The sequence below is a fragment of the Paenarthrobacter sp. PH39-S1 genome (assembly GCF_030063245.1).
Lineage (GTDB): Bacteria > Actinomycetota > Actinomycetes > Actinomycetales > Micrococcaceae > Arthrobacter_M.
In genome coordinates this window covers 101,397-122,383 of record NZ_JASISR010000011.1, presented here as the reverse complement: position 1 = coordinate 122,383, position 20,987 = coordinate 101,397, and the positions used below count along the sequence as shown (strand labels likewise).

At 65.5% G+C, this 20,987-nt stretch carries 20 protein-coding genes and 1 pseudogene; 5 read left to right on the top strand and 16 right to left on the bottom strand.

The window, feature by feature from the left end; genetic code table 11:
- Positions 1 to 18: 18 nt before the first annotated feature.
- Complete coding sequence (rraA, locus tag QMG52_RS09260) at positions 19 to 489, bottom strand: ribonuclease E activity regulator RraA (protein ID WP_283560118.1); 471 nt, start codon at positions 487 to 489, stop codon at positions 19 to 21.
- A 510-nt stretch (positions 490 to 999) separates the two neighbouring features.
- Between rraA and QMG52_RS22195 the strand changes: the two genes are divergently transcribed.
- A complete protein-coding gene (locus tag QMG52_RS22195; protein WP_502920475.1) occupies positions 1,000 to 1,158 on the top strand; it encodes a hypothetical protein in 159 nt (52 codons plus the stop codon).
- 14 nt (positions 1,159 to 1,172) lie between these two features.
- Here the strand turns inward: QMG52_RS22195 and QMG52_RS22190 are convergent, their stop codons facing one another.
- Positions 1,173 to 1,601: a Rossmann-fold NAD(P)-binding domain-containing protein gene (locus QMG52_RS22190; protein WP_502920474.1), complete on the bottom strand. Its 429-nt coding sequence runs from the start codon at positions 1,599 to 1,601 to the stop codon at positions 1,173 to 1,175.
- A 361-nt stretch (positions 1,602 to 1,962) separates the two neighbouring features.
- Between QMG52_RS22190 and QMG52_RS09250 the strand changes: the two are divergent.
- Positions 1,963 to 2,384 (top strand): annotated as a pseudogene (locus tag QMG52_RS09250) (universal stress protein).
- 71 nt (positions 2,385 to 2,455) lie between these two features.
- Here QMG52_RS09250 and QMG52_RS09245 read toward each other — a convergent pair.
- The 6 genes from QMG52_RS09245 to QMG52_RS09220 all read right to left on the bottom strand — a co-directional run bounded on the left by QMG52_RS09245 (position 2,456) and on the right by QMG52_RS09220 (position 10,242).
- Positions 2,456 to 2,743 (bottom strand): hypothetical protein, encoded by a 288-nt coding sequence (locus tag QMG52_RS09245; protein ID WP_283560117.1) that lies wholly within the window; start codon positions 2,741 to 2,743, stop codon positions 2,456 to 2,458.
- Between the two features lie 284 nt (positions 2,744 to 3,027).
- Positions 3,028 to 3,567 carry a TetR/AcrR family transcriptional regulator gene (locus tag QMG52_RS09240; RefSeq protein WP_283560116.1) on the bottom strand — a complete coding sequence of 180 codons (540 nt, stop codon included), beginning with the start codon at positions 3,565 to 3,567 and terminating at the stop codon, positions 3,028 to 3,030.
- Complete coding sequence (locus QMG52_RS09235) at positions 3,564 to 5,786, bottom strand: MFS transporter (protein ID WP_283560115.1); 2,223 nt, start codon at positions 5,784 to 5,786, stop codon at positions 3,564 to 3,566. The genes QMG52_RS09240 and QMG52_RS09235 overlap by 4 nt, the downstream gene beginning before the upstream one ends.
- 407 nt (positions 5,787 to 6,193) lie before the next feature.
- Positions 6,194 to 7,837, bottom strand: coding sequence for an HNH endonuclease signature motif containing protein (locus QMG52_RS09230; protein ID WP_283560114.1), 1,644 nt, complete (start codon positions 7,835 to 7,837; stop codon positions 6,194 to 6,196).
- A gap of 336 nt (positions 7,838 to 8,173) precedes the next feature.
- Positions 8,174 to 9,982, bottom strand: a complete 1,809-nt coding sequence (locus QMG52_RS09225) for a glycoside hydrolase family 15 protein (protein ID WP_283560113.1) — start codon at positions 9,980 to 9,982, stop codon at positions 8,174 to 8,176.
- 2 nt (positions 9,983 to 9,984) lie between these two features.
- Positions 9,985 to 10,242, bottom strand: a complete 258-nt coding sequence (locus QMG52_RS09220; RefSeq protein ID WP_283560112.1) for a hypothetical protein — start codon at positions 10,240 to 10,242, stop codon at positions 9,985 to 9,987.
- Between the two features lie 98 nt (positions 10,243 to 10,340).
- On the opposite strand from QMG52_RS09220, the gene QMG52_RS09215 reads away from it, so the two are divergent.
- Both QMG52_RS09215 and QMG52_RS09210 read left to right on the top strand, forming a co-directional pair.
- Positions 10,341 to 11,009, top strand: coding sequence for a hypothetical protein (locus tag QMG52_RS09215; protein WP_283560111.1), 669 nt, complete (start codon positions 10,341 to 10,343; stop codon positions 11,007 to 11,009).
- A 615-nt stretch (positions 11,010 to 11,624) separates the two neighbouring features.
- Positions 11,625 to 12,710 carry an alanine racemase gene (locus QMG52_RS09210; RefSeq protein WP_283560110.1) on the top strand — a complete coding sequence of 362 codons (1,086 nt, stop codon included), beginning with the start codon at positions 11,625 to 11,627 and terminating at the stop codon, positions 12,708 to 12,710.
- A gap of 42 nt (positions 12,711 to 12,752) precedes the next feature.
- Here the strand turns inward: QMG52_RS09210 and QMG52_RS09205 are convergent, their stop codons facing one another.
- Together QMG52_RS09205 and QMG52_RS09200 are read right to left on the bottom strand one after the other, a co-directional pair.
- Positions 12,753 to 13,562 carry a hypothetical protein gene (locus tag QMG52_RS09205; protein ID WP_283560109.1) on the bottom strand — a complete coding sequence of 270 codons (810 nt, stop codon included), beginning with the start codon at positions 13,560 to 13,562 and terminating at the stop codon, positions 12,753 to 12,755.
- Positions 13,540 to 14,448, bottom strand: coding sequence for a hypothetical protein (locus tag QMG52_RS09200; RefSeq protein WP_283560108.1), 909 nt, complete (start codon positions 14,446 to 14,448; stop codon positions 13,540 to 13,542). The genes QMG52_RS09205 and QMG52_RS09200 overlap by 23 nt, the downstream gene beginning before the upstream one ends.
- 1,094 nt (positions 14,449 to 15,542) lie before the next feature.
- Between QMG52_RS09200 and QMG52_RS09195 the strand changes: the two genes are divergently transcribed.
- On the top strand, positions 15,543 to 16,376 hold the full coding sequence (locus QMG52_RS09195) for an SDR family NAD(P)-dependent oxidoreductase (protein WP_283560107.1): 834 nt from the start codon (positions 15,543 to 15,545) through the stop codon (positions 16,374 to 16,376).
- An 86-nt stretch (positions 16,377 to 16,462) separates the two neighbouring features.
- On the opposite strand, the gene QMG52_RS09190 is transcribed toward QMG52_RS09195, so the two are convergent.
- The 6 genes from QMG52_RS09190 to QMG52_RS09165 form a co-directional block, all read right to left on the bottom strand.
- Positions 16,463 to 16,846: a type II toxin-antitoxin system VapC family toxin gene (locus QMG52_RS09190; protein WP_283560106.1), complete on the bottom strand. Its 384-nt coding sequence runs from the start codon at positions 16,844 to 16,846 to the stop codon at positions 16,463 to 16,465.
- 935 nt (positions 16,847 to 17,781) lie between these two features.
- Positions 17,782 to 18,021 (bottom strand): hypothetical protein, encoded by a 240-nt coding sequence (locus QMG52_RS09185; RefSeq protein WP_283560105.1) that lies wholly within the window; start codon positions 18,019 to 18,021, stop codon positions 17,782 to 17,784.
- Between the two features lie 42 nt (positions 18,022 to 18,063).
- Positions 18,064 to 19,368: a plasmid pRiA4b ORF-3 family protein gene (locus QMG52_RS09180; RefSeq protein ID WP_283560104.1), complete on the bottom strand. Its 1,305-nt coding sequence runs from the start codon at positions 19,366 to 19,368 to the stop codon at positions 18,064 to 18,066.
- A 40-nt stretch (positions 19,369 to 19,408) separates the two neighbouring features.
- Complete coding sequence (locus tag QMG52_RS09175; RefSeq protein WP_283560103.1) at positions 19,409 to 19,786, bottom strand: type II toxin-antitoxin system VapC family toxin; 378 nt, start codon at positions 19,784 to 19,786, stop codon at positions 19,409 to 19,411.
- A complete protein-coding gene (locus tag QMG52_RS09170) occupies positions 19,783 to 20,025 on the bottom strand; it encodes a FitA-like ribbon-helix-helix domain-containing protein (protein WP_283560102.1) in 243 nt (80 codons plus the stop codon). Before QMG52_RS09170 ends, QMG52_RS09175 begins: the two co-directional genes overlap by 4 nt.
- Before the next feature lie 112 nt (positions 20,026 to 20,137).
- The gene (locus QMG52_RS09165; protein ID WP_283560101.1) at positions 20,138 to 20,791 is read right to left on the bottom strand and encodes a GntR family transcriptional regulator; all 654 of its coding nucleotides are present in this window, start codon (positions 20,789 to 20,791) and stop codon (positions 20,138 to 20,140) included.
- Positions 20,792 to 20,987 lie beyond the last annotated feature (196 nt).

The window sequence follows — 20,987 nt, the reverse complement described above, 5'->3', positions numbered from 1 at the left end:
GCTGATCGAGGTCCATACTTAGGCGCGCTCGACGAGGATCCCGTCCGGATCACAATAGACCATGGCCCCGGGCCGGATGGTGACGGAGCCGAGCTGCACAACAATGTCCGCCTCACCGGTCCCGTCCTTGCTGCTCTTGCGTGGATTGGTGCCAAGAGCCTTCACGCCCAGCGGCATCGTGGCGAGGGCTTCACTGTCGCGGACCGGTCCGTTGATGACGACGCCGGCCCAGCCGTTGTCCACGGCGAGCCGGGCGATCATATCTCCCATCAGGGCGGACTCAAGCGAGCCGCCGCCGTCCAAGATCATCACGGCGCCGTGCCCGGGGGTGGAGACAATCGATTTGAATAGCGCATTGTCACCGTGACAGCGGACGGTCCTGGCGGGACCGCTGAATGCCTTGACCGCGCCGAAGTCACGGAACTGAATGGGCACGGACTGGAGCTCCTCGCCCCGCTCGTCATAGAGATCGGCTGTGGCAATGGTCATCTGGGTCCTCCCGGCGCGCGTGGATATGGTGCGCCCAGCTTATCTGCCGGATCCCGGCCCGACCGCCCGCGCGGTCTGCGGGGATCGCCCGGCACGCCATCCGGCTGGCCGTCCTCGTTACGGGGACCGACGCGCTGGCCCGGCTGCTGCCCGGCGGCGACCGCGCCTACTGGATTCCACTGATGGTGCTGATTCTGCTCCGTTCGGCTTCCGCCTCGAACGCTGCAACGCACCACGGCTCGGTTGGCGGGGACCGTCGTCGGGCTGGGAATAGGAACGGCGGCCACGTCCGCGTCCGCGCCCACGCCGCGGATCGTGGCACCGTCGGATTCGCCTGATTCATCGTGTCCCCTGGCTGAATAGTCCGCCCAAATCCGCTGCCCCGCGGGGCTGGCTCGCCGAAAGCGGGGCGGCCCCGTGAAAACGGTGCCGGGCAGCACCGTCTTCACGGGTGAGACCCGTCCTCGATGGTCCGCCGCGGGGGAGACCCGTTCTCGGCGAGGGAGTCGCTTGTCCCGCAGGGATCAGCTCCGCAGGAAATCGCGCAGCGACATCGGCGCCGTCCCCGTCAGGTCCAGCACCGCCGTCGTCAGCCCGGACAGCTCCCCGGCAGCCATCGCCGAATACGTACTGACCCACGCATCCTTCTGCCACCGCGGCGCACCGTAGCCGGCACGGGAGGCCTACGCCTCCTCCGTGGTTTCGTTGTGGAAGGTGACGCGGCGGCCGGTCTCCTGCGAGATGATCTCCGCCGCTTCCGCCAGCGTGCGTTCCTCCGGCCCGGTGAGATCGTAGGTGGCACCGGCGTGCTCAGCCGGCGCGCGAAGAACGTCGGCGGCAACCCGGGCAATGTCCGACCGGGTCACGGCCGCAACCTTGCCGTCGCCCGCCGGTCCTCGGATTACGCCGTCGTCCCCGGTCAGCTCGGGCAGGAAGTCCAGGTAGAAGTTATCCCGCAGCAGCGTGTCCGCCATACCGGACACCTTGATGTATTCCTCCGTGGCCCAATGATCGCGGGCCAGCGTGAACGTGGCCTCCGGCGCCGCGCCGAAAAAGGAGGTGTAGACAATGTGGGTCCACTCCAGCCCCGGCGGCGGCGTCGATGAACGCATAATGCTGCTGCAGGCGATCCTGCGCCTCGGCCGCGGAGACCATGAAAAGCACCTTCACCCCGTCCAAGGCCGCCGGGCGAGCCGCCGGGCCAGAAGACCACCAAGATGCCCGATCGATCCGGTGATGGCCAATTCGGGGAGAATCGTCATAACGGGACCATTCATCTCATGCGCGGTATCTGCTGGGTAGACCTCCGTTGGTCAGAATCGTACGTCGGGATTGCCTCGGCGCCCTTGTGCTGGGTGCGGCTGCTCTGTCGTCGCACCTTCAATAACAGCACATGGCTACGATGCACTCTCAGATGTGACTTAATGTAGGGACGTGTTATGGGATTGCACAGCCGAACGAAGGAGCAGCAAAATGGCGGGGATCATCGTTGTCGGAGTCGATGGAAGCGAGACGGCTATGAAGGCCGCACGCGGTGCGGTGCGGTTGGCCACAGCCCTGGAGTCAAGCCTTCGGGTGGTGACCGCCTATGAGGGCGACAGGACGGAAGTTGTTGAGATCGGCAGTGACCGCTGGGTGGTGTCCGACGCGGATGATGCGGAAAAGGTGGCGCAGCTTGTCGTCACCAACTCGGTACAACAAGCGTGGAGATCAGCTACGCGGCCGTCCGGGGTAAGCCGCACGAGGTCCTCATCTCGGAGGCCGAGCGGGTCGGGGCGTCGATGATTGTTGTCGGAAGCGTGCGGATGCAGGGCATGGGCCGGCTCCTCGGAAGCGTGGCCAACACCGTGGCTCACAACGCGCCTTGCGATGTATTCATCGTCAAGACCGACTAGCTGCTAAGAGCGACGATGCTGGGACGGACCTACCGTCCCAGCATCGGCAATCGTGGCCGGGCAGGTACCGTCTAGTGCCCGGTGGCGGAGTCGAGCACCGTCACGGCCTCCGTCGTCGGCCGTGGGTCGGCGATTCCCTGCACCGACTGATCCGTCCCCCCACCATGCTGGTGCCACTCAGCCCACTGCCGGAGCACGGCGTCGGTCAGCTTCAGACTGGCCCACTGGAGCCCCCTCGCTGCCAATGCGAGCAGCAGGCAGCCAAGGAACGCGACGCCAATAATTGCGAACATCGCTGCGGCAATCAGTAGGGTTCCGGAATAGACGAGCAAGTCGTTGACTGTCAGATACTGGTCCATAAAAGCTCCCCAAGAGCGTCGTGCGGGTGGACGGCCATCCGCGGCGTGGCCACATGTCGTGGCGGCAAAATTTGGTGCAGGATTTGGACCTTACGCGTGATCCTCGGGAGCGGACACCCCCACACGCCAGGTCGTGCAGAATGAGACCAATTCGACACAAAGATTACGGAGCGGCCTCGAACGCGGCCATCGCCACCGCCGGTTCGGAACACCAGGCCGTGGCGGAAATGCCGCCGCTCCGCGGCACCTGAGGCAGGCGCGGCGGCGCCCGCCTAAAATTTTGCCTACACGCCGTCGATAATGCTCTGCACCAAGGCGCCGTACTGACGGATCAGTTCCTCGCTATCTGACTCGTCCGGTGCCAGGACGCTGAGAGTCCGTACGCCCGCGCCCAGACCAAGCAGCGCGCAGACTACCAGCTTCGCGCGCCGAAAATCCGGTGACCGGTCGCCGATCCGCTCGGCAATCCTGCTGACGTACCTGGACCTGAAGGTCGTCCGAGCAACGTCCGGATCCGGCGCATCGTGGATCAGAATCGGCACCATGGCCCACGGCTCGGCCTCTCCACGGTCCCGACGGGCAACAATCCGGCGCACCAGCTGGTGCCCCACCGGTTCATCGCTGCCCGCGTCGTCCAGATTAGGAGCCGACGGAGCCGAAGCGGTGTACAGCTCGGCCTTACTGCCCATCACCTTCATTATCATGGCGGGGGAAAAGCCCGCACGGGCGGCAACGTCTTTGATGGTCACGGCGTTGTAACCGCGCTCGCCAAAGAGTTCACGGCCGGCATCGACTATGGCGGTGCGCGTGGCGTTGTCCGTCATGGTGCTACCGCCGCCGAGTCGGACGCCCGTGCCATATTGCCGCCGGCAGCGTCAAAGTCGACGACGGCGGATTGGCTCGCGACCACGATCTGCCTGGCCTGGGCAGCACGTCCCTGCGGATCAAGGGTAGTCAGGATGTATCGTCCCGTGGCTGGCAGAGGCAATTCATACCGCCCGTCCTTGGTATGCGTGGAGGCCACAAACTCACCTGTCGGTTTCGTGAGCGTCACCAGGGCTTCGTTCTGCAGGCCACCCCCACCGCTCGCACTGTCAGCATGGTAAACACTATCCGGACTCTCTTCACCTTCTAAACCGGCTGCTCGGTCCACCGTTCCGGAGAGGGTGAGCCGCTGCACGAGACTGATCTGCTGCCAGCTGTCCGGATCCGTGAACTCCAGGACCTGGGAATGCGGGGCCCAGCCGTCCGCACTGGACACCACGAGATAACGACCCGGGCCGGGCAGCACCACAGAATAAACGCCCTCGTTATTGGCCCGGCTCCAATCTACCGGCTCACCAGCTGTGCTCAGAACATTGACCACCGCGTTGCGGATCGGCCGACGGTCGGCACGGACCACCGTGCCGCTGACCACAATCTCCACCTCGCCGTCGTCGGCTGTTTCATTCAGGGCCTTAACAGCCCCGACCATAGCCGGAGCCTTGCTGCGCACGGCTGTCTTCTCAGGCCGATCCGAGGACGCGGCCGCGGCAGGCACCCGTGCCGGGAAGACGCCTACAGGAACGGCAGAGGCGCCTCCCTCGGCGGCCTTGCCCGGCACCGCACCGGCGACCCGGTCAGCAGTTGCTTTGGACAGCGGCGCCAGGAATTTCGGAATGAACACCGTTACGCCTACAGAGAGCAGAGCAGCGACCGCGGCGAACCAGAAGATGAACTTGAATGCGTCCAGCGTCGGCAACGACACCCCGCTATGGTCCATGACCACCGAGGTGAGGATTGCGGCCACCGTGGCAGACGCCGTCGAGGTTCCCACCGCGCGCAAAAGCGAGTTAAGACCGTTGGCCGAGGCGGTTTCCGTAATCGGCACCGAGCGCATGATCAACGTCGGCATCGCAGCGTAGGCAATTGCTGTACCCATACTGACCACCATGGCGCCAACGATGATCATCCAGACCTCACTGGTCAGGAAAACCCGGGCAACGTAGGCCACAGCAAGAACCAGCGCGCCGACAATTAGCGTGGTCTTGGCACCGAACCGCTTGGTGATCATCGCGGAAATTGGGGCTAGCGCCACCATGGCCAATCCGGACGGCACCATGCAGAGCCCGGCGATGACGACGCTCAGCTCGAAGCCATAACCGGAGACTTTGGGCATCTGCAGCTGCTGCGTGGTGGAGAGCATATTCGCGTACATCGAAAATCCCACCAGAATCGAGGCGATATTGGTCAGCAGCACCGGACGACGCGCGGACGTGCGCAGATCCACCATCGGCTGGCTGACCCGTAGCTCGAACGGGAACCAGATGGCCAATACCACTGCGGTGGTGATGAACAGCAGGATGACCGGCTCGCTGTTCCAGCCCCAGCTGCCGCCCTTCGAAATGGCCAGCAACAGCGTGGTCAGGGCAACGGAGAGCATCGCGGCACCCAGGAAATCGAACCTCCCGCGCGTCCGCAGCTCGGATTCCGGCACCACCGCGAGCACCGCAGCGATCAGCGCGAGGCCGACCGCGGCCGACAGCCAGAAAATGGCCTGCCAGCCCAACGCCTCATAAATGATGCCCGAGAGCGGCAGGCCCAGTGCGCTGCCGATGCCCAGCGTCGCGCTCATCAGCGCGACAGCCGAGGCCACCTTCTCCTTGGGCAGCTCATCGCGCATAATGCTGATGCCCACCGGGATCAGCGAAGCGGCGAACCCCTGGAAAGCCCGGCCCACCACCAACGTGACGAAATTGCCGCCCAGGGCCGCGATGACGGAGCCGATCACCATCAGGATCATGGCAACGAGCATCATCCTGCGCTTGCCGAACATGTCCGCCAGCCGGGACACGATGGGCGTGGCGACCGCACTGGTCAGCAGCGTTACGGTAACCAGCCAGGAGACATCGTCCCGGCTGGTGTTCAGGATTTTGGGGAAATCCGGCAGCAGCGGAATCACCATGGTCTGCTGCAGCGACACCACGGTCCCGGAAAGGCAGAGGATGGCGACGATGAGACCCGTGGGTCTGCGGGTGGTGGTCTTCGCGGAGTGCGAGGGCAAGGGCAAGCCTTTCGAAAGGACCTGGTGAACGCTGATTCACCTTCCAGTGAACACCTGTTCACCTGCCGCTGGCAACAATCCGGGCTGGACGTGCCTCATCCGCATATTACAAGGGTCCAGTCCCGGCTCGCGCCAGCGCCTCCGAGAGCTGTCTGGATCAACGGTCCGCCGCGCCGGTAATCCCCAGCCCTTGGTCCTACCGCAGACGCCTGATCCCCTCGCCCAGAGGGCGAGCCCGTCCAGACCGCAGACGCTCCTCTGGCTCCCGACAGGCCGGACCGGTCCAGACCGCAGACGCTCCTCCCGGTTCCGACGGGCCATGTTGGTCGGGACCGCCGTGGCTTGCTGTCCGCGGGGGTTATCGGTGGGGGTTCTGGTCTGCGGCATGGTTCAGCTTGCGCGTCTGTTCAACCTGCCTCGGTCACCGCTGAGTGTCGTCTGCCGCTGGATCCCGGCCCCAGTGCCGTTCTCCGCGGCACTCTCACCCTCAATCCGGCGCCGGTCTCGGCCGAGGGTTCGGCATTAATTTCCCCGGCAGTCTCCCTCGCGGTCTCGGCCGCAATCTCCGCGTCCCGGTCGTTCCCCGCGTCGGTCTCCGCGTCCCGGTCCCAGCCGGTATTGGTGTTGGAGTCCAGGGGTGGGAGGGTTTCGGGGGCGCCGGGGCGGGGTGGATTGAAGTACGTGTTCCGCCGTGGTGTCCTGGACGGGTCGAGGTCCTGTGGCGCGACCCAGTACGGGAGGCCGTGTTTCATCAGAATTTTCCAGCGTCCCTGATGAATCAGATGATGGTCATACGTACACGCCAACGCCCCGTTGTTGACGCTGGTGCGTCCGTGGTGCTCGTCCCAGAACCTCACATGGTGGCACTCGGTCCACGCCGCGGGCATCGTGCATCCGGGTCTGCTGCAGCCCCGGTCCCGGGCGGTCAGGGCCAGACGCTGGGCCCTGGTATGCAGCCGCCGGGACCGGCCCTGATCCAGGACCTCCCCGGCCGCGCCGAGAACGACGGGAATAAGGTCCGCGTTGCAGGCCAGTTCCCGGACGTTCTCGGCCGTCACCGCGCCGGTGAACATGAACTCCCCGGCCCTGCGCCCGGTCGCCAGCTTATCGAACAACTCCCGGTAATCGACGGTCACGAGGACCTGCGCATGGTTGCCCCCGGATTCGGGGAGTTCCCCGGCGCGCAGCGCGATCCCGCACGCCCCGGTCAGGGCATCGAGGAGTTTCTGCGGCCGGGTCCGCTGATCCAAGGAGCGCTGCTCCAGGGAGTAGGTGCGCGGATTCGTGCCGGTGTTCATCACGGTCTGCAGGACCTCGTATTGGGGCTGGGCCGCGAAGATCTCTACATGGTGCAGTCCCCGGTACATGCCGTGGTCGTGGACGCCCTGCCGTTCCGTGAGTTCCTCCGCGGTCGGTTCCCCGGCGTCCCGGTCGATCTGCAGTTCCCGCTCCCGGGCATCCCGGGCCAGGGTGTCCGGGTCCGTGGTGAGGGCCCGACCGGCGAGGACCGTTTCCATCCCGGTCAGCTGCGCCGCGGTGGCCTTGACCCGCACCGTGTTCAGGGCCCGCACGGCCAGGTTCAGGGTTTCCCCCGACACGGCGCCGTCGGCCGCGGCCCCGGCCAGCAGCGGATACACCGGCCCGGTAACCGTCCCGTCCGAGGACCGGCAGGGCAGCAGGTCCCGGCCCAGGAAGACCCGCCGGTTCGCGGCCGAGCGGGAGATCCGCAACCGCTCGATCAGCAGGTCCTGGACCCGGCGGTACGGGGATTTACCCCCGGCCGGGACATCCCAGACGAAGCGGGTATCCACACCTCCCGTCGCGGCGAGATTCTGCGTATCGATCGCATGCGCCACGGTCACCTGGTTCACCTCGATCAGCCGGGAAGCGCCTTCGATCAGGTCCGCCGCTTCCAGCAAAGCGTCCCTGCCCAGCAGCGGCGCGGCCCCCGCGAAGGACGCGGTAAAAGACGCCAGCACGGCCACCGCACCTCGGAGCCCCGCGATGTCCGTCACCCCGGGAAAGCCTCCCGCGTCTCCTTCTGTTCCCATACAAAAAACACTAGGCGAACACACCGACAAAACCCGGACCACCCACACAAAGTGCACCCCCACCCCAATACCACCCCCTGTGCAGAAACAGTGGCTGGTCATCGGAATGGACTTGCCCGAGGGAGACGGCATGGCGGGCTGCGCAGTGTGAACCGGAGCGTATCCCCATTGAGGAAGCCAGATCGTCCATTGCGGAAGCAGGAACGGCCACGCGTATAGGCAAAGGCATGTCCATAACCGTTCGTGGCCGCCGCTCGTCCTCATGGCCACGTTAACCAGCATCTTAGGCGCCCGCGATGGGGTCAATTCCCCCGGTTGCGCCCCACCACGGTCACCTCAGTTTCGAGGGGCGCCGGGAACCGGAGCGTCGCTGCGGTGCGCTTTCCCATGATGGAGCTGCATGGCGCTGTTCACCAGCGCAAAATGGCTAAACGCCTGCGGGGTGTTGCCAAGCTGGCGCCCGGCCTGCGTGTCCCATTCCTCGCTGAGCAGGCCGACGTCGTTGCGCAGCGCCAGCAGCCGCTCGAACAGTTCGGTGGCCTCCCGCCGCCGCCCGGCTCCGAGCTGCGCGTCCACCATCCAGAAGGAGCAGGCCAGGAACACGCCCTCCCCGCCCGGAAGGCCGTCGTCGCTCTTCTGCGGTCGGTACCGCATCACAAAACCGTCCTGTGAGAGGTCCTGCAGGATGGCGTCAATGGTGCCGATAACACGCGGATCATCCGGCGGCAGGAACCCCACGCGCGGTATCAGCAGCAGGCTGGCGTCCAATTCGGTGCTGCCGTAGGACTGGACAAAGGTGTTGCGGTCCGGATCGAAGCCCTTCGCCATGACGTCCGCGTGAATGGTGTCCCGCAGCGCCTCCCACCGGTCTACCGGCCCGGCCAGGTGGAATTTTCGAATTGCCTTGACCATCCGGTCCGCCGCTACCCAGGTCATCACCTTCGAATGGGTGAAGTGCCGCCGCGGCCCGCGCATTTCCCACAGCCCGTTGTCCGGCTGGTCCCATGCCCCTTCGAGGTGCTCCATCAGCGCCGTCTGCACACCCCAGGAATCGTCATTGGCCTTCAGTAGTGCATTACGGGTCAGCGATAGCCCATCCAGCACCTCGCCCCAGACATCGAGTTGGAGCTGATCCGCCGCGGCGTTGCCCGTGCGGACCGGGGATGATCCTTCGTAGCCGCGCAGCCAGTCCAGCTCCGCCTCCGGAATGCGCCGCCGGCCGTCAATGGCGTACATGATCTGCAGGTCCGCCGGATCACCGGCCACCGAGCGCAGCAGCCAGTCCCGCCACGCCGTCGCCTCATCCGTATAGCCGGCGGCGAGCAGCGCCTGCAGCGTCAGGGTGGAATCGCGCAGCCAGCAGTAGCGGTAGTCCCAGTTCCGCGGGCCGCCGATCTGCTCCGGCAGGGAGGTGGTGGCTGCGGCCACGATGCCGCCGGTCGGGACATAGGTCAGCGCCTTGAGCGTGATCAACGACCGCTGCACGGCCTCCTTGTACGGGCCGGTGGCCTTGCTGCGCCCACTCCACTGCGTCCAGTAATCGTGCGTCTGGGTCAGCGCCTTGTCCGGATCGACGGTGCGGGTCCGGTGATGTGTCAGGTGGCTGGGATGCCAGGTCAGTACGAACGGCACCTTTTCGCCCGCCTTCACCGTGAATTCGCTGACCGAGCTCATGTGCTCGCCCTTCACAGCCACCGGCGTCGCCAGCAGTACGGCGTCCGGGCCCGCCACGGCGCGGATCCCCTTCCCGTGCTTGCGCACCCACGGCACAATGTGGCCGTAGTCAAAGCGCAGCACCAGTTCACCGCGCATGCGCACGGTCCCGCTGAGCCCCTCAACAATACGGACGACGTCGGCAACCTCGTCGCGCGGCGGCATAAAGTCCGTGACGCGGACCCGGCCGTGCTTGGTGCGCCATTCCGATTCCAGAATCAGCGTTCCGCGTTGATAGCGTCGGCTGGTGCACACGCCGCCCTCTTCCGGCGCCAGCAGCCAGCGGCCGGCGTCGTCGTCGTCCAGCAGTGCTGCAAAGCAGGCGGGTGAGTCGAAATGCGGCAGGCACAGCCAGTCGATGGAGCCGTTGGTCCCGACCAGAGCCGCGGTGTGCAGGTCGCCGATGATCGCGTAGTCCTCGATCCGCGGCATGGTTACCGTCCCCCGAAGCCGAAGCCGAAGCCGAAGCCGAAGCCGAAGCCGAAGCCGAAGCCGAAGCCGAAGCCGAAGCCGAAGCCGAAGCCGAAGCCGAAGCGCGGGACGGCCGTCGCAGCCGGGACCATCGGGACTTCCCTGACGACCGTGGGTATCGCGGCGGCTGCGACCACTGGGGCGGTACGGGCGTGATGGGCGCGATGGGCGCGATGGGCGGGTCGGGCGGTAACAGTTGGCCGGGGCTCGTGAGTCAGCATGCTTATGGTCTATCACCGGGACCCGCGCCTGTCAGCCCCCGGGAGATGGGACGACGCCGGGTCTGGAAGTGCGTGTCCGGGGGTGCGACGATGGAAGCGTGCAGTCCATTCTCAATTTTGTCGGCCACTTCTGGTGGCTCGTGTTCCCGCTCAGCGGCTTGGTCGGCGGCTGGGCACGCGCTTGGACGCGGGCCGGCGAACGCCGGTACCAACGCAAACTCGAGCTGTACAAGGTCAAAAACCAGGCCCAGCGGGTGGAACAGGTCCGCGCCGATGAGGTGGGGCAGCTGATGACCACGCACGACGGCGTCAACAAGCGCTGGTTGGCCTACGAACTGGACGTGGGGAAGCTCATCGATTTTCCGATGATGACAGACGTGCGCGAACCGCTCACGGTCGCGTTCCTGCGCGCCAAGAGGGAGGCCGACGGGCTGCGCCCGGGCAGCCCCGAAGAAATCACCGCCAAGGGTCGGCTGGATGAATACCGCGCGGCCGTCAACGGGTACGAGGTCGCCTTCGAGGTGGCCGAGCGGGAAGCCCGGCGGGTCAGGGACAGCAGCTTTACCGGACCGGAGCGCCAGCGGCTGGCCACCGCCCGGAAGCTGATTACCATCGCCGTTGACGACGCCGCCACGCCTGCCGAGCGGCAAACAGCCTACCGGCGTGCCCGCCGTGAGCTGGATGGCCTGATCGTGCTGCCGGACGCGACCGTCGCCTCGCTGGAGGAAAAAGTAGCACGCATGCTCGGGACCGGCAAGGCACAATAGGCACCTCCGGGCGGCCCGGTCTGCGCACTGCAGCGGCCACCGGCCCCTCGCTTAAACCTGAGGATCCTGTACAAAATTTTGTACGAAGGAGGCCGAATGAAGACCAGGAGATATTCCCAGGCGCGCGCCAGTTGCGCCGCGACCCTGGACGCGGTCCTTGATGGCAGGGAAGGAAGCGGGGTTTGAGCCCACCGTGCACCGGAGCGAGCGCGGCCGCCGAAGCTGGATCTGGAGGCCCGAATACGGCAGTTCGGTGACGACGGTGCCGACGACTGGGCCGTGCTCCAGGGGTGCTATGTTCTGGCCATGCTCTTTGAATTTGCGGCAACGCTGGGGCTGACTGATGTGCCATATACGGATCTGGAGGGCGCGCGGATGATTTCCGCGATCGCTGGGGCGCCGACGACATGCCGTACCTGAGCCGCTATGACGGATTGGCCGCCACCGGCTGAACCCGATTGGCGCGTTCAGCCTGGGGATGACGCGTGCCGTGGACGGCTGAGCGGGTAAATCCGCGCCCCGTTGTCCAAGGACCCTGACCCGTCCGCGGGCGGGTCCGCACCCGGTCATCCAATGGCCTTGGCCCTGTCCCCGGATTCCTGACAGGATGAAGACATGACTGCCAGCCTGAGCGCCCGCCATCTTCCTCCGACGCCGTTCCTTGCCGTGGACGCCGCCATCGTGGAGCGGAACCTGACCGGGATGGCGGACAGCGCCGCGGCCAGGGGCCTGTCCCTGCGGCCGCACGCCAAGACGCACAAGGTGGTTGAGCTGGCCCAGCGGCAGATCGGGCTCGGCGCCGTCGGGCTGACCGTCGCAACCCTGGGCGAGGCGGAAGTCTTCGCGGTATCCGGAGTGAAGGACATCTTCATCGCCTACCCGCTGTGGGCGGACGAGGGGAAAGGTGCGCGGCTGCGGGTGCTCACGGAGAACATCACGCTGACTGTCGGCATCGACACGGAGGAAGGCGCACGCCAACTGGCCGCGACGACGGCGGGAGCCCCGGTCGCCGTGCTGGTGGAAGTGGACAGCGGCCACCACCGCAGCGGCATTGCTCCGGCCGACGCCGGTGTTCTTGCCCGCGCTGCGGCGGACGCCGGGCTCGACGTCCGCGGAGTATTTACTTTTCCCGGCCATGGTTATGGACCGGGAAACCGGGGCAGCGCCGCCGAGGATGAGGCGCAGGCGCTCGCCGTCGCGGTGAAGTCCCTTGCCGAGGCAGGCCTGGCAGCGGAGGTGGTCAGCGGAGGTTCGACCCCGACGGCGGCAGCGGCGGACGCTTCGGTTCTGACCGAGGTGCGCCCCGGGGTCTACTTGTTCAATGACGCCCAGCAGCTGGAAATGGGCACCTGCGGCTGGGGCGACATCGCCCTCTGGGCCGTGGCGACGGCGGTCAGCCGCAGCGGGCAGCACGTCATTCTGGACTCCGGCAGCAAAACGCTCGGCGCGGACCGTCCGGCCTGGGCCACCGGCGGCGGCCGGCTGCTGGATCATCCGGACGCGCGAATCACGGCGCTCTCCGAGCACCATGCCACCGTGGAATTCCCTGCCGGCGCGGCGCTGCCGGGCCTGGGGGAGCTGGTCCGGGTGGTGCCGAACCACGTGTGCGCGGCGGTGAACCTGGCCGATGAGCTGGTGGTGATGGTCGACGGCGCCGTGGCCGATACGTGGCGCGTGGCGGCCCGGGGGCGGAACAGTTAGAACCCTGCGGGACTCGGGTGCCAGCCCAACGGCATCGACCGGCTACTTCTTGGCTTGAATACTCAAGAAGATGTGCATCAGCTGGCTGTGGATCGCTGACTTCAGGTAACCGGACATGGGTGCATCTGCCGTCCCGGAGGCGCCGGAATTCTGGGCATACGCGGTGGTGCTGATCGAGGCGCTAAAGCCACTGGTTCCGGCCGGCTGCCATTGAATGAAGGGGTACAAATCGCAGATACCGGCCGCAGGTTTGACGTCCTTGACGGTATATCCCACATTGGGACCGTGCATTTTTACGGTGACCGTCGGGGTCTGGGAGGAGATCGACGGTGAGGCGAGATTCAGGCCGTTCACCGGCAACCGCAGTACGGTGGCTGCTTCATCGGGTGCCGAACCGCCGGGGCCGCAGGCTCCGCCCAGGCCGCTGATCCCTTCGATTACCTCGAATTTCACCGTTCCCGACGGATCTGTTGTGACGGTCCGTGCGCCGGCCGGTTCAGCGGCGGGCGTGGAGCTGACAGTCCAGTCGGCCGGCAGATCAAAGCTGAAGCCTCCTGCTTCCGTAGTGCGCGTCGTCCAGCCGGCAGACGATGACGTGGTTGCACCCGGTGCCGCCGTCGCCGGTGCACTCGCCGTGCCGGAGACGGGTCCCGCGGCGGAAGGAGCCGGCGCAGCTGCGGTCGCGGACGCAGCAACCTGCCGCTGTGTGACCGTCAGCGTTATCGGCAGCACCGAGTACGAAACGTCGTAGGCTCCAGGCACGCCCGGACCATCAAAGCCGTAGATGACACCGCCGGTGGTAACGCCCGCGACGTAAGCGCTCCCGCCTTCAACAGCCGCTCCCGATACCAATTCTGTACCGTCCCGCGGAGACAACCGCCATGCGCCCGGCAGGTAAGGACGTGTTTTTGGTGGGTCCCGCGTAGCCCAAAACAAACGCTTCCTGGAACCGGACGACGCTCGTCAGCGGCTGATCCACGGTCCACAGTTTGGCGCCTTTGGCATCGTAGGCCGACGTTGGGCCGCCCTCGCCTGCGTTCTCCACAACCACCAGGTACTCGGAATCGGCGTACAGCACCCGCGTCGGCGTGCAGCCCGCGGCACCGGTGAACTCGCACGAGCTTCCCTGGGAGCCGTGAACGTCGACCGCGTTAAGGACCGTGCCGCCGTCGGACGTGGAAAGTCCGACGACGCCGGGTGCGTAGGAGCTGAAACCGTCCCGCCCCGGCGTGGTCCCCGCCAGCAAAGTTCCTGCCTTAGCGTGCGTGGCACCCGGGGTGCCGTTGGAAAGCTTTAGCGAGCTGACGCCGTCGGGGGTCCCGATCAGCAGTTCGTCCGCGGTGACCGCGAGATCCCTGGGAACCGTGGGGAGCGTACTGGCCCAGAGCTGGGCGCCCTGGTCGGTGACAAAACTCAGCTGGTAGGCGCTATCAATCGGGTCACTCTGGTAGAGGAAGACAAAACCGCCCGGCGCGGCGAGGACGTGGTTGAGCGACACCCGATCATTGCCCGTGATGCCGGGAATGGCGACCGGGGGAGTCCGCTCCAGCGAGAGAGGATTCCGGAGCTGGCTCTGGCCGATGATGGCGTTCATCTGCGGCGCTGCCTTTCCGGAGCGCTGCATGCAGACCATCTTGTCCGCCGGGCCGAGAACGCAGCCGCTCTGCGGCGGACCAAAGTAGATCGACTTGTCCAGCCACACCGGTTCACCGAGCTCGGCGGCAGTGGCCACCTTCACGAGCACCGGCTCGGGCGACGACGCCGGAGGTGCTACCGGCCGGGTGGATTGGACTGCTGCCGGTTCCGAAGTGCATCCGGTGGCGGTCATTAAGAGAAGTGTGGTGACGGCGAGGAGCCCCCGAGCTCGCATTATTTTCCGATCTGTTGTTATAGGTCAAAGCTGGTTGTATCCAAGATCAGTTTTGTATCAATCGTCAGTGTAGCGGTCGACGCCCCGCCGGCCGGCTGCAAGAGATGGAACCCCCGGCACGCCGCCAGCAGGGCCGGTACGTCTTGCCGCCCGGGGCGTAGCAGCGCGGGCCTGTGTAGCCCTTGGCCCGGGGCAGGAACGACATCGGGTGCGATATATGGTTGCGCCGCGGGAGGGACGTAGGGCTGGGGAGTCGGGGGTGCATACGGTGCCGGAAGATTGCTGACCCTCAGCGCTTCCCGCCTTGGCGCCTCCGGCGCTGCCGCTCCTTGCACTGCTGCTTCTTGCACTGCCGCGTCTCGTGCCGCTTGTGCGGCGACAGCTTGTTCCGCAGCAGAGGCCGCGGCGGCTTTCTGCTGCTGCCTTATCCGCCGCGGCCCGCGCGTCAGCGGCCAACAGCTCGTCCCGGCGGTTCCGCAACACCACAATGGTGGCGTTCATCCGGTCGATCGCCGCCGTGACACGGGCGAGGTGCCGCGAAATATCCGCAGCGCTGAACGCACCCCAAAGCACGGGTTTGGTTGAACCGGCTCCGGCAGAGAGCAGAGCGTGGACCACCTTGGCCGAAGCCAGCGCGGCAACGGCAGCAGCGACTGCCCGGACCGTTGCAAGGTACTTCGTATTTGCCCCAGATGAGACAGGAATCCCCAGACCCTTCCTGGCTACTTCTGCATCGATCAACTGCCCGGATTCGTTATACAGCGCGGCCAGGATGGTCCCCGGCTTTCGGCGTGAGATGGGCGGTTTTGAACCCATGATTCCCCCCATTGAATTTTAGCGATCGAAGCTGACGCATAACGACAGGCTGGGTCCGGAACAACCGACCCGCCGGCGCCGTTCCATCATCAGCAGCTCTCTCCCCGCACCGCGGACCTCCCGCTGGATAACCCGAAGGATTAGCCATGGCAGAACGCACGATTATCATCACCGGAGCCAGCGACGGAATCGGTGCCGCAGCGGTGCGGGCGTTGACTGCGACAGGTGACCGTGTCGTCGTCGTCGGCCGGTCGCCGGAAAAGACCAAGGCGATCGCCAACGAACTCGGCGCGGAGTACTTTCTCGCCGACTTCGCCCAGCTGGACCAGGTGCGCGGGCTGGCGGCCGCGCTGAAGGAAACTTATCCGCGCATCGACGTGCTGGCCAACAATGCCGGCGGCATTATGGGCCGCCGGCGGCTGACCGTGGACGGGCACGAGAAGACGTTCCAGGTGAACCACCTGGCACCGTTCTTGCTGACGACCCTGTTGCTTGACGTGCTCGTGGAGAACAAGGCCCGGGTGCTCAATACCTCCAGTGTGGCAAACAGTTTTTTCGGCCATCTGGACATCGATGATCTGGACGCCGAAAAGAAGTACGGCACGAACCGGGCGTACGGCAATGCCAAGCTGGCGAACATTTTGTTCACGAAGGAACTTGACCGCCGCTACGGCCGGCAGGGACTGGCGACGGCGGCGTTCCACCCGGGAGGGGTGGCGACGAACTTCTCAGCAGAGTCGAACAGCCCGATGCGTTTTGCCTACAAGGGCATCATGCGCAGGTTCATGCTGACCCCCGAGCAGGGCGCAGACACGCTGGTCTGGCTGGCAACCACGCGGCCGGGAACGGACTGGATTTCCGGACAGTACTATGCCAAGCGCAAGGTCGCGAAGGCGAACAAGCAGGCCGACGACGTCGGATTGGCCAGAGCGCTCTGGGAGCGCAGCGAGGAGATGGTCATCGCCCAGCCGGCCGGATAGCCGGGACGGTTACCTGACACGCCGGCCGTGAGGCACCCGCACTCACGGCCGGCAAACGGGAGGTAGGGGGCCATCCGCTGGCTGAATTACAACCTAAGGGCCACGCCCAGTCGGTCTGCCGCAGCAGCCAACTTCGTGTCGAATGTTGCCAGTGAAGCGCTGCGGTTGACCGCCGTGAGCAGCACGCATGCGTCCGGCATCTTCAGCCCGGTTTCCGCCCGGAGCGAAGCCAGCTCCGGGGCCTGGTCTGCTGCCAACGAGTCGGTGTGAATGTTCAACAGATCCAACACGGATTGGGCTTGTTGGAGACGACCTACTCTGGCCGGTGCGACCAAGACTTCGGCCAGGGTTAGGACATTAATGATCCACGACTCGCTGGCCGACGTTGCGAGGAACGCCTTGGCAGCCTCGTGATGCGGATCTTCATTTTCCAAAAGTGCGATGACGATGCTGGCATCCAGGGCGATCACGCCGGCCACTCGTCCCTGAGCAATCTCAGGTAGTCCGGGCCATATACGCCGGTCATACTGCCAGCCGCTCCATCGACGGCCTGAATGCGGGCGGAAAGGGCGCGTTGCCGCTCGTTGTGAATGGCTTTGTGGCCTTCCCGCAAGAGCCTGGTAATGAGTTTGCCGGGCCGCAAAGCATCCTCTGGCCAAAATTGGGCAGCATCATGGAGCGCGGCCGCGACTTCTTCCGATTCAGTGATGACGTGGCGGCGCCTGGTCGTAGGCATACCCCAGTGTAACACTGGGGTATGAAGTGCAACACCTGTAAGCCCATGGTGCCCTCGCGTAGGTCGCGTAACGGAAGTGGACGGCATCTGAATCGGAGCAGTACCTTGCCGCCGAAGTTTTGCCGTTATTCCGCACCCGCGCGGACCTGCATCGATGGAGTTCCGCGAACGCATTCGGCGGGCAGGCATCTGAGGGCCTTCAACATTATCGGTGACGTTGTCAGGGGATTGCTTAGGCCGCATGCCCGGTCGTGCGCGCAGATTGCGGCCACCGCACCGCCGGAACCATCGCAGGGTCAGCGGAAAGCGGCGGTTGAGATCCGGCTGACGGATCCGGGAGCAGGGGATTTCCTGCACGAACACCGTCGCGCGAGGTTCTTGCTGGACCACAATGCCAGGCGGCTCGCCGTCGTCGACCGTGACGAGAACCGGATCATTGAGCTGTGCGCGCGCGACCGGACACGGTCGGACCGCCTGCACGAGGCCGCTGCGGCCGTGGCGGAAATCGGCCATATTGAGCAGGCGATTGAGTGGGCACGCCGGGGGCCTTTCTGGAGTCGGGACATCAGGCGGAGGTGCCGGCCATTATTGGTGTAGCGTGCTGGCCGAGCACAGGCCGGCGGAGGAACTCGCCGCTTGTGGACCTAACTGGTTGGTGCTTACCAGCAGTTAGACCCGGCCACCGTCATCCCGGTGCTGCAGCGCCGGGTGGAATCGGACCTCCAGGTGGCCGACGTCCGCAACTATGAGAGTGCTGCCCGCCGCCATGTGCAACTGCGCGGCCTTGCCGCGAAGACGGGGCAAACTGATCACGTTGATGCCGTGATCGCGGACATCAGGTACCGGCACCGCAACCGGCCGCGCCTGCTGCAGGAACTGGATCGCGCTGGAGGCTGATCTGCGGCACATCCGCGCCTTCTTCGCAGCGTTGATGCTGCCTCCCGGTCGTGCTTATTCGCGGCTCCTGCGCTGCCGCACGTCCAGCAGGAACTTGATTCCTGCCAGCGTGAGCGGGCCCTGTTTGCCGGATTTTTCCTCCGGTTCCCGTATGTCCAGGCAGCCCAGGGACCAGCGCAGATCCCCATACAGGCCCATTGCGTCCGCCTCTTCCACGGGCGCGCCACCGGGCATCCGGAACATCGAGTCATTCAGGATCTCGGCCAGCACCGCGCCGATGACGTTCCATTCGGGCATGGTGTCTTCCAGCAGCCAGCCGACAACCATGCGGTGCACCAGGTCCGCGGCGTTGCTGGCAGGCAGCGCAAAACGTCCGGTCAGGTGCGCCCACAGGGCAGCGTCGTCGTCGGCCATTTTCCGTGCCGCCGGCGTCAGGACCAGCCTGCCCTTGGTTTTGCGCAGCAGCTTCCAGTGCACGCAGTTCTCCCGCAGCGCCGTCACAGCAATGGCCTGGTCCTCGCGGTTAACCGCTCCGTAGCAGCGCTCCTGCCAGCCCAGCTCCGCCACCGCCGCGCGCACCACAGCGGGTTTCAGGTAGCCGGCTGCCGTGAGCTCAAGGCCGTCGGTGCCGGCGCGCTGCAGCAGCCAACGAACGGGACGGACGACGGCGGCAAGCTCGGTATCGGTGGGCGGGCCGGCAGTGCGCAGCAAGGTAAAACGTGCCAGTTTCGCGTTGACGGCGTCGATATCGAAGGCCTCGGCGTCAAACGGGGCAGCGTCGAGGGTGCCGATCGTCGATGCGGCCCCCGCATACCAAACCGCGAGGTCCTCATACTGCGGATGCCGCGGGTTCGCGAGCACCTCGCACAGCTGCGTGTAGCCGCCGATGCCGCCGGAATCCTCCACCGGGCCGCGGCGCTCACCTGAGGTGCAGATAGTCCGACCGTCCTGGAGCAGGCACCGGCCGGTCACCGTGATGGTGTGGTCCCAGGAATCGCCGAAGTCATACTCATACGCCAGCGTGCCGGCCTGGATTGCGGCGGTGCCGGCGCTGCCTGCGCTGCCTGCGCTGCCTGCGCCTGCCACCGTCTCCAGCACGGCGGTCAGTAACACGCCGGTCTCGGCTTCAACACCGATCTCCTGGGCGGTCTCTTCGTCCGAGAGGATTCGCTGCTTATCCGCGTCGGTTCCGGCGGTGAACTGGTGCAGATGGCGGTCCTCCCAGCCGAACGACAACTGGATCACCCGATGCAGCTCCGCTAGCTCAATGCTTTCCGGGACACGGATCGAGCGCCAGATCGGCGGCGCGATCCCGTCCAGCGAGATGCGGAGTTCAAGTCCTTTTTCGGCATTTCCCATGCTTGCCATTGTGGCAGAGCGGGGGCTGCGGTGGTGTTTGTCAGAGTACCTGGACGTGACATTGGATGCCCGGCGCCCTCGCCAGCCGAGCATCGGTGGTGAGAAGTGCCTTGGCGTTTGTCATCTCGGCAAGCGCCACGTATGTCGCATCGTACGCGCTCAGATTGTGTCGGAGCGCCCACATCCTGGGGCGTAGCCAATCAGCCGGAAATCGCGTCAAAATCAGGCGGGTGAATCCGTCGAAGGCGAGCGTGCCCTGCTCCTCGCTCAGCGCACCGTGAGCCACAAGGCGGCGCAAGACATTGGTCACTTCACTGTCGATGAGGTGCGGAGCTATCAACTCCTCATTACCGAGTAGGTCGGGATCGAGATCGTTGGCGAGCAACTCGACAATGACACTCGCGTCGATTACGTTCATCCGCCGCGGTCTTCCCGAAGAGCGCTGAGAATTTTATCTCTGCCAGCATGGCCCTGGACCTTGGCCTGTGTCTGTCGAACGACGGCAGCATTAATGTGCGGCACCTGCGCCCGTTGCGTCAGGTTCTCAAGTTCGCGCAGCAGGTACCTTGTCAGGGAGATGCCCTGCGCCGCCGCAGCTTTCGTCAAGGCTTCGTGGACGTCCTCGGGTACATCGCGGATCTGGATTACTCTGGGCATAAGGAGAGAATATCAACGAGTGGGTGCACTGTGCACCCATTTGACCCGGCAGCCCTGCCACGCCTCCGCCGGGTCACCGCGCTGATGATCCACGACTGCTGCCGCGGCACCCCTATTCGGGCAGCGTGTAACGCAGGCTGAGCCAGTTTTCCCGGCTGGCCCGGGCTGCGCCCTCCGCGTCTCCATCGCGCGCAAAACGGATGATTTCAGCGTGCTGGGACACGGAGGTCCGTGCGGCAAAGGACGCGAAATGGACCCGCTCCACCCGGCGCAGCACCGGAGTGCTTTGTTCCAGCACCTCGGGAACCACAGTATTTCCACAGCGGGCTGCGAATACCCCGTGGAAGTCATCGTCCGCCAGCAGCGCGTCGTCCACATTGTGATCCTGCAAGGCCATGGCGAAACGCGTATTGGCGTCCTCCATTGCGGCAATATTCTCCGCTGTCAGGGAGGGAACCGCCAACCGCGCAGCCAGCTCGTGCATAGCGGCCACCACCTGCTGCGCGCTGATAGTGGATGTCAGGTCGAAGGGCGCAACAATGGTGGCCCGGCCGGGCACGGCGATGGCCAGGCCCGCGCGCTCCAGCCGCAAAAGTGCCTCCCGGATGGGCGTCCGGCTCACACCCAGCCATTGCTCCAGCTCGGTATCCTTCAGTCTCTCACCCGGCGCGAATGTTCCGTCGACGATGGCATCGCGGAGCGACTGATACACGTCGTCGCGCAGGAGCGAGCGTTTGTGCACGCCTTGAACGGACGGGATAGGCATGCTGCAAATGATATACACATGCTCCGCGGCGCCGGCGCTTCGTCCCGGCCTTCGGCTTCCGCCCATTGGGCCGGACAGCTGACGGCGGCGCCCGGCAGCCGCCGTCGGCCACCTCTTGGAACCTTGACAGGCGGCTTTTAAGGAGTTGCAATATATTACATGTTGGGTCGCCTAAGGAGTCGACGGCCAACGCGTT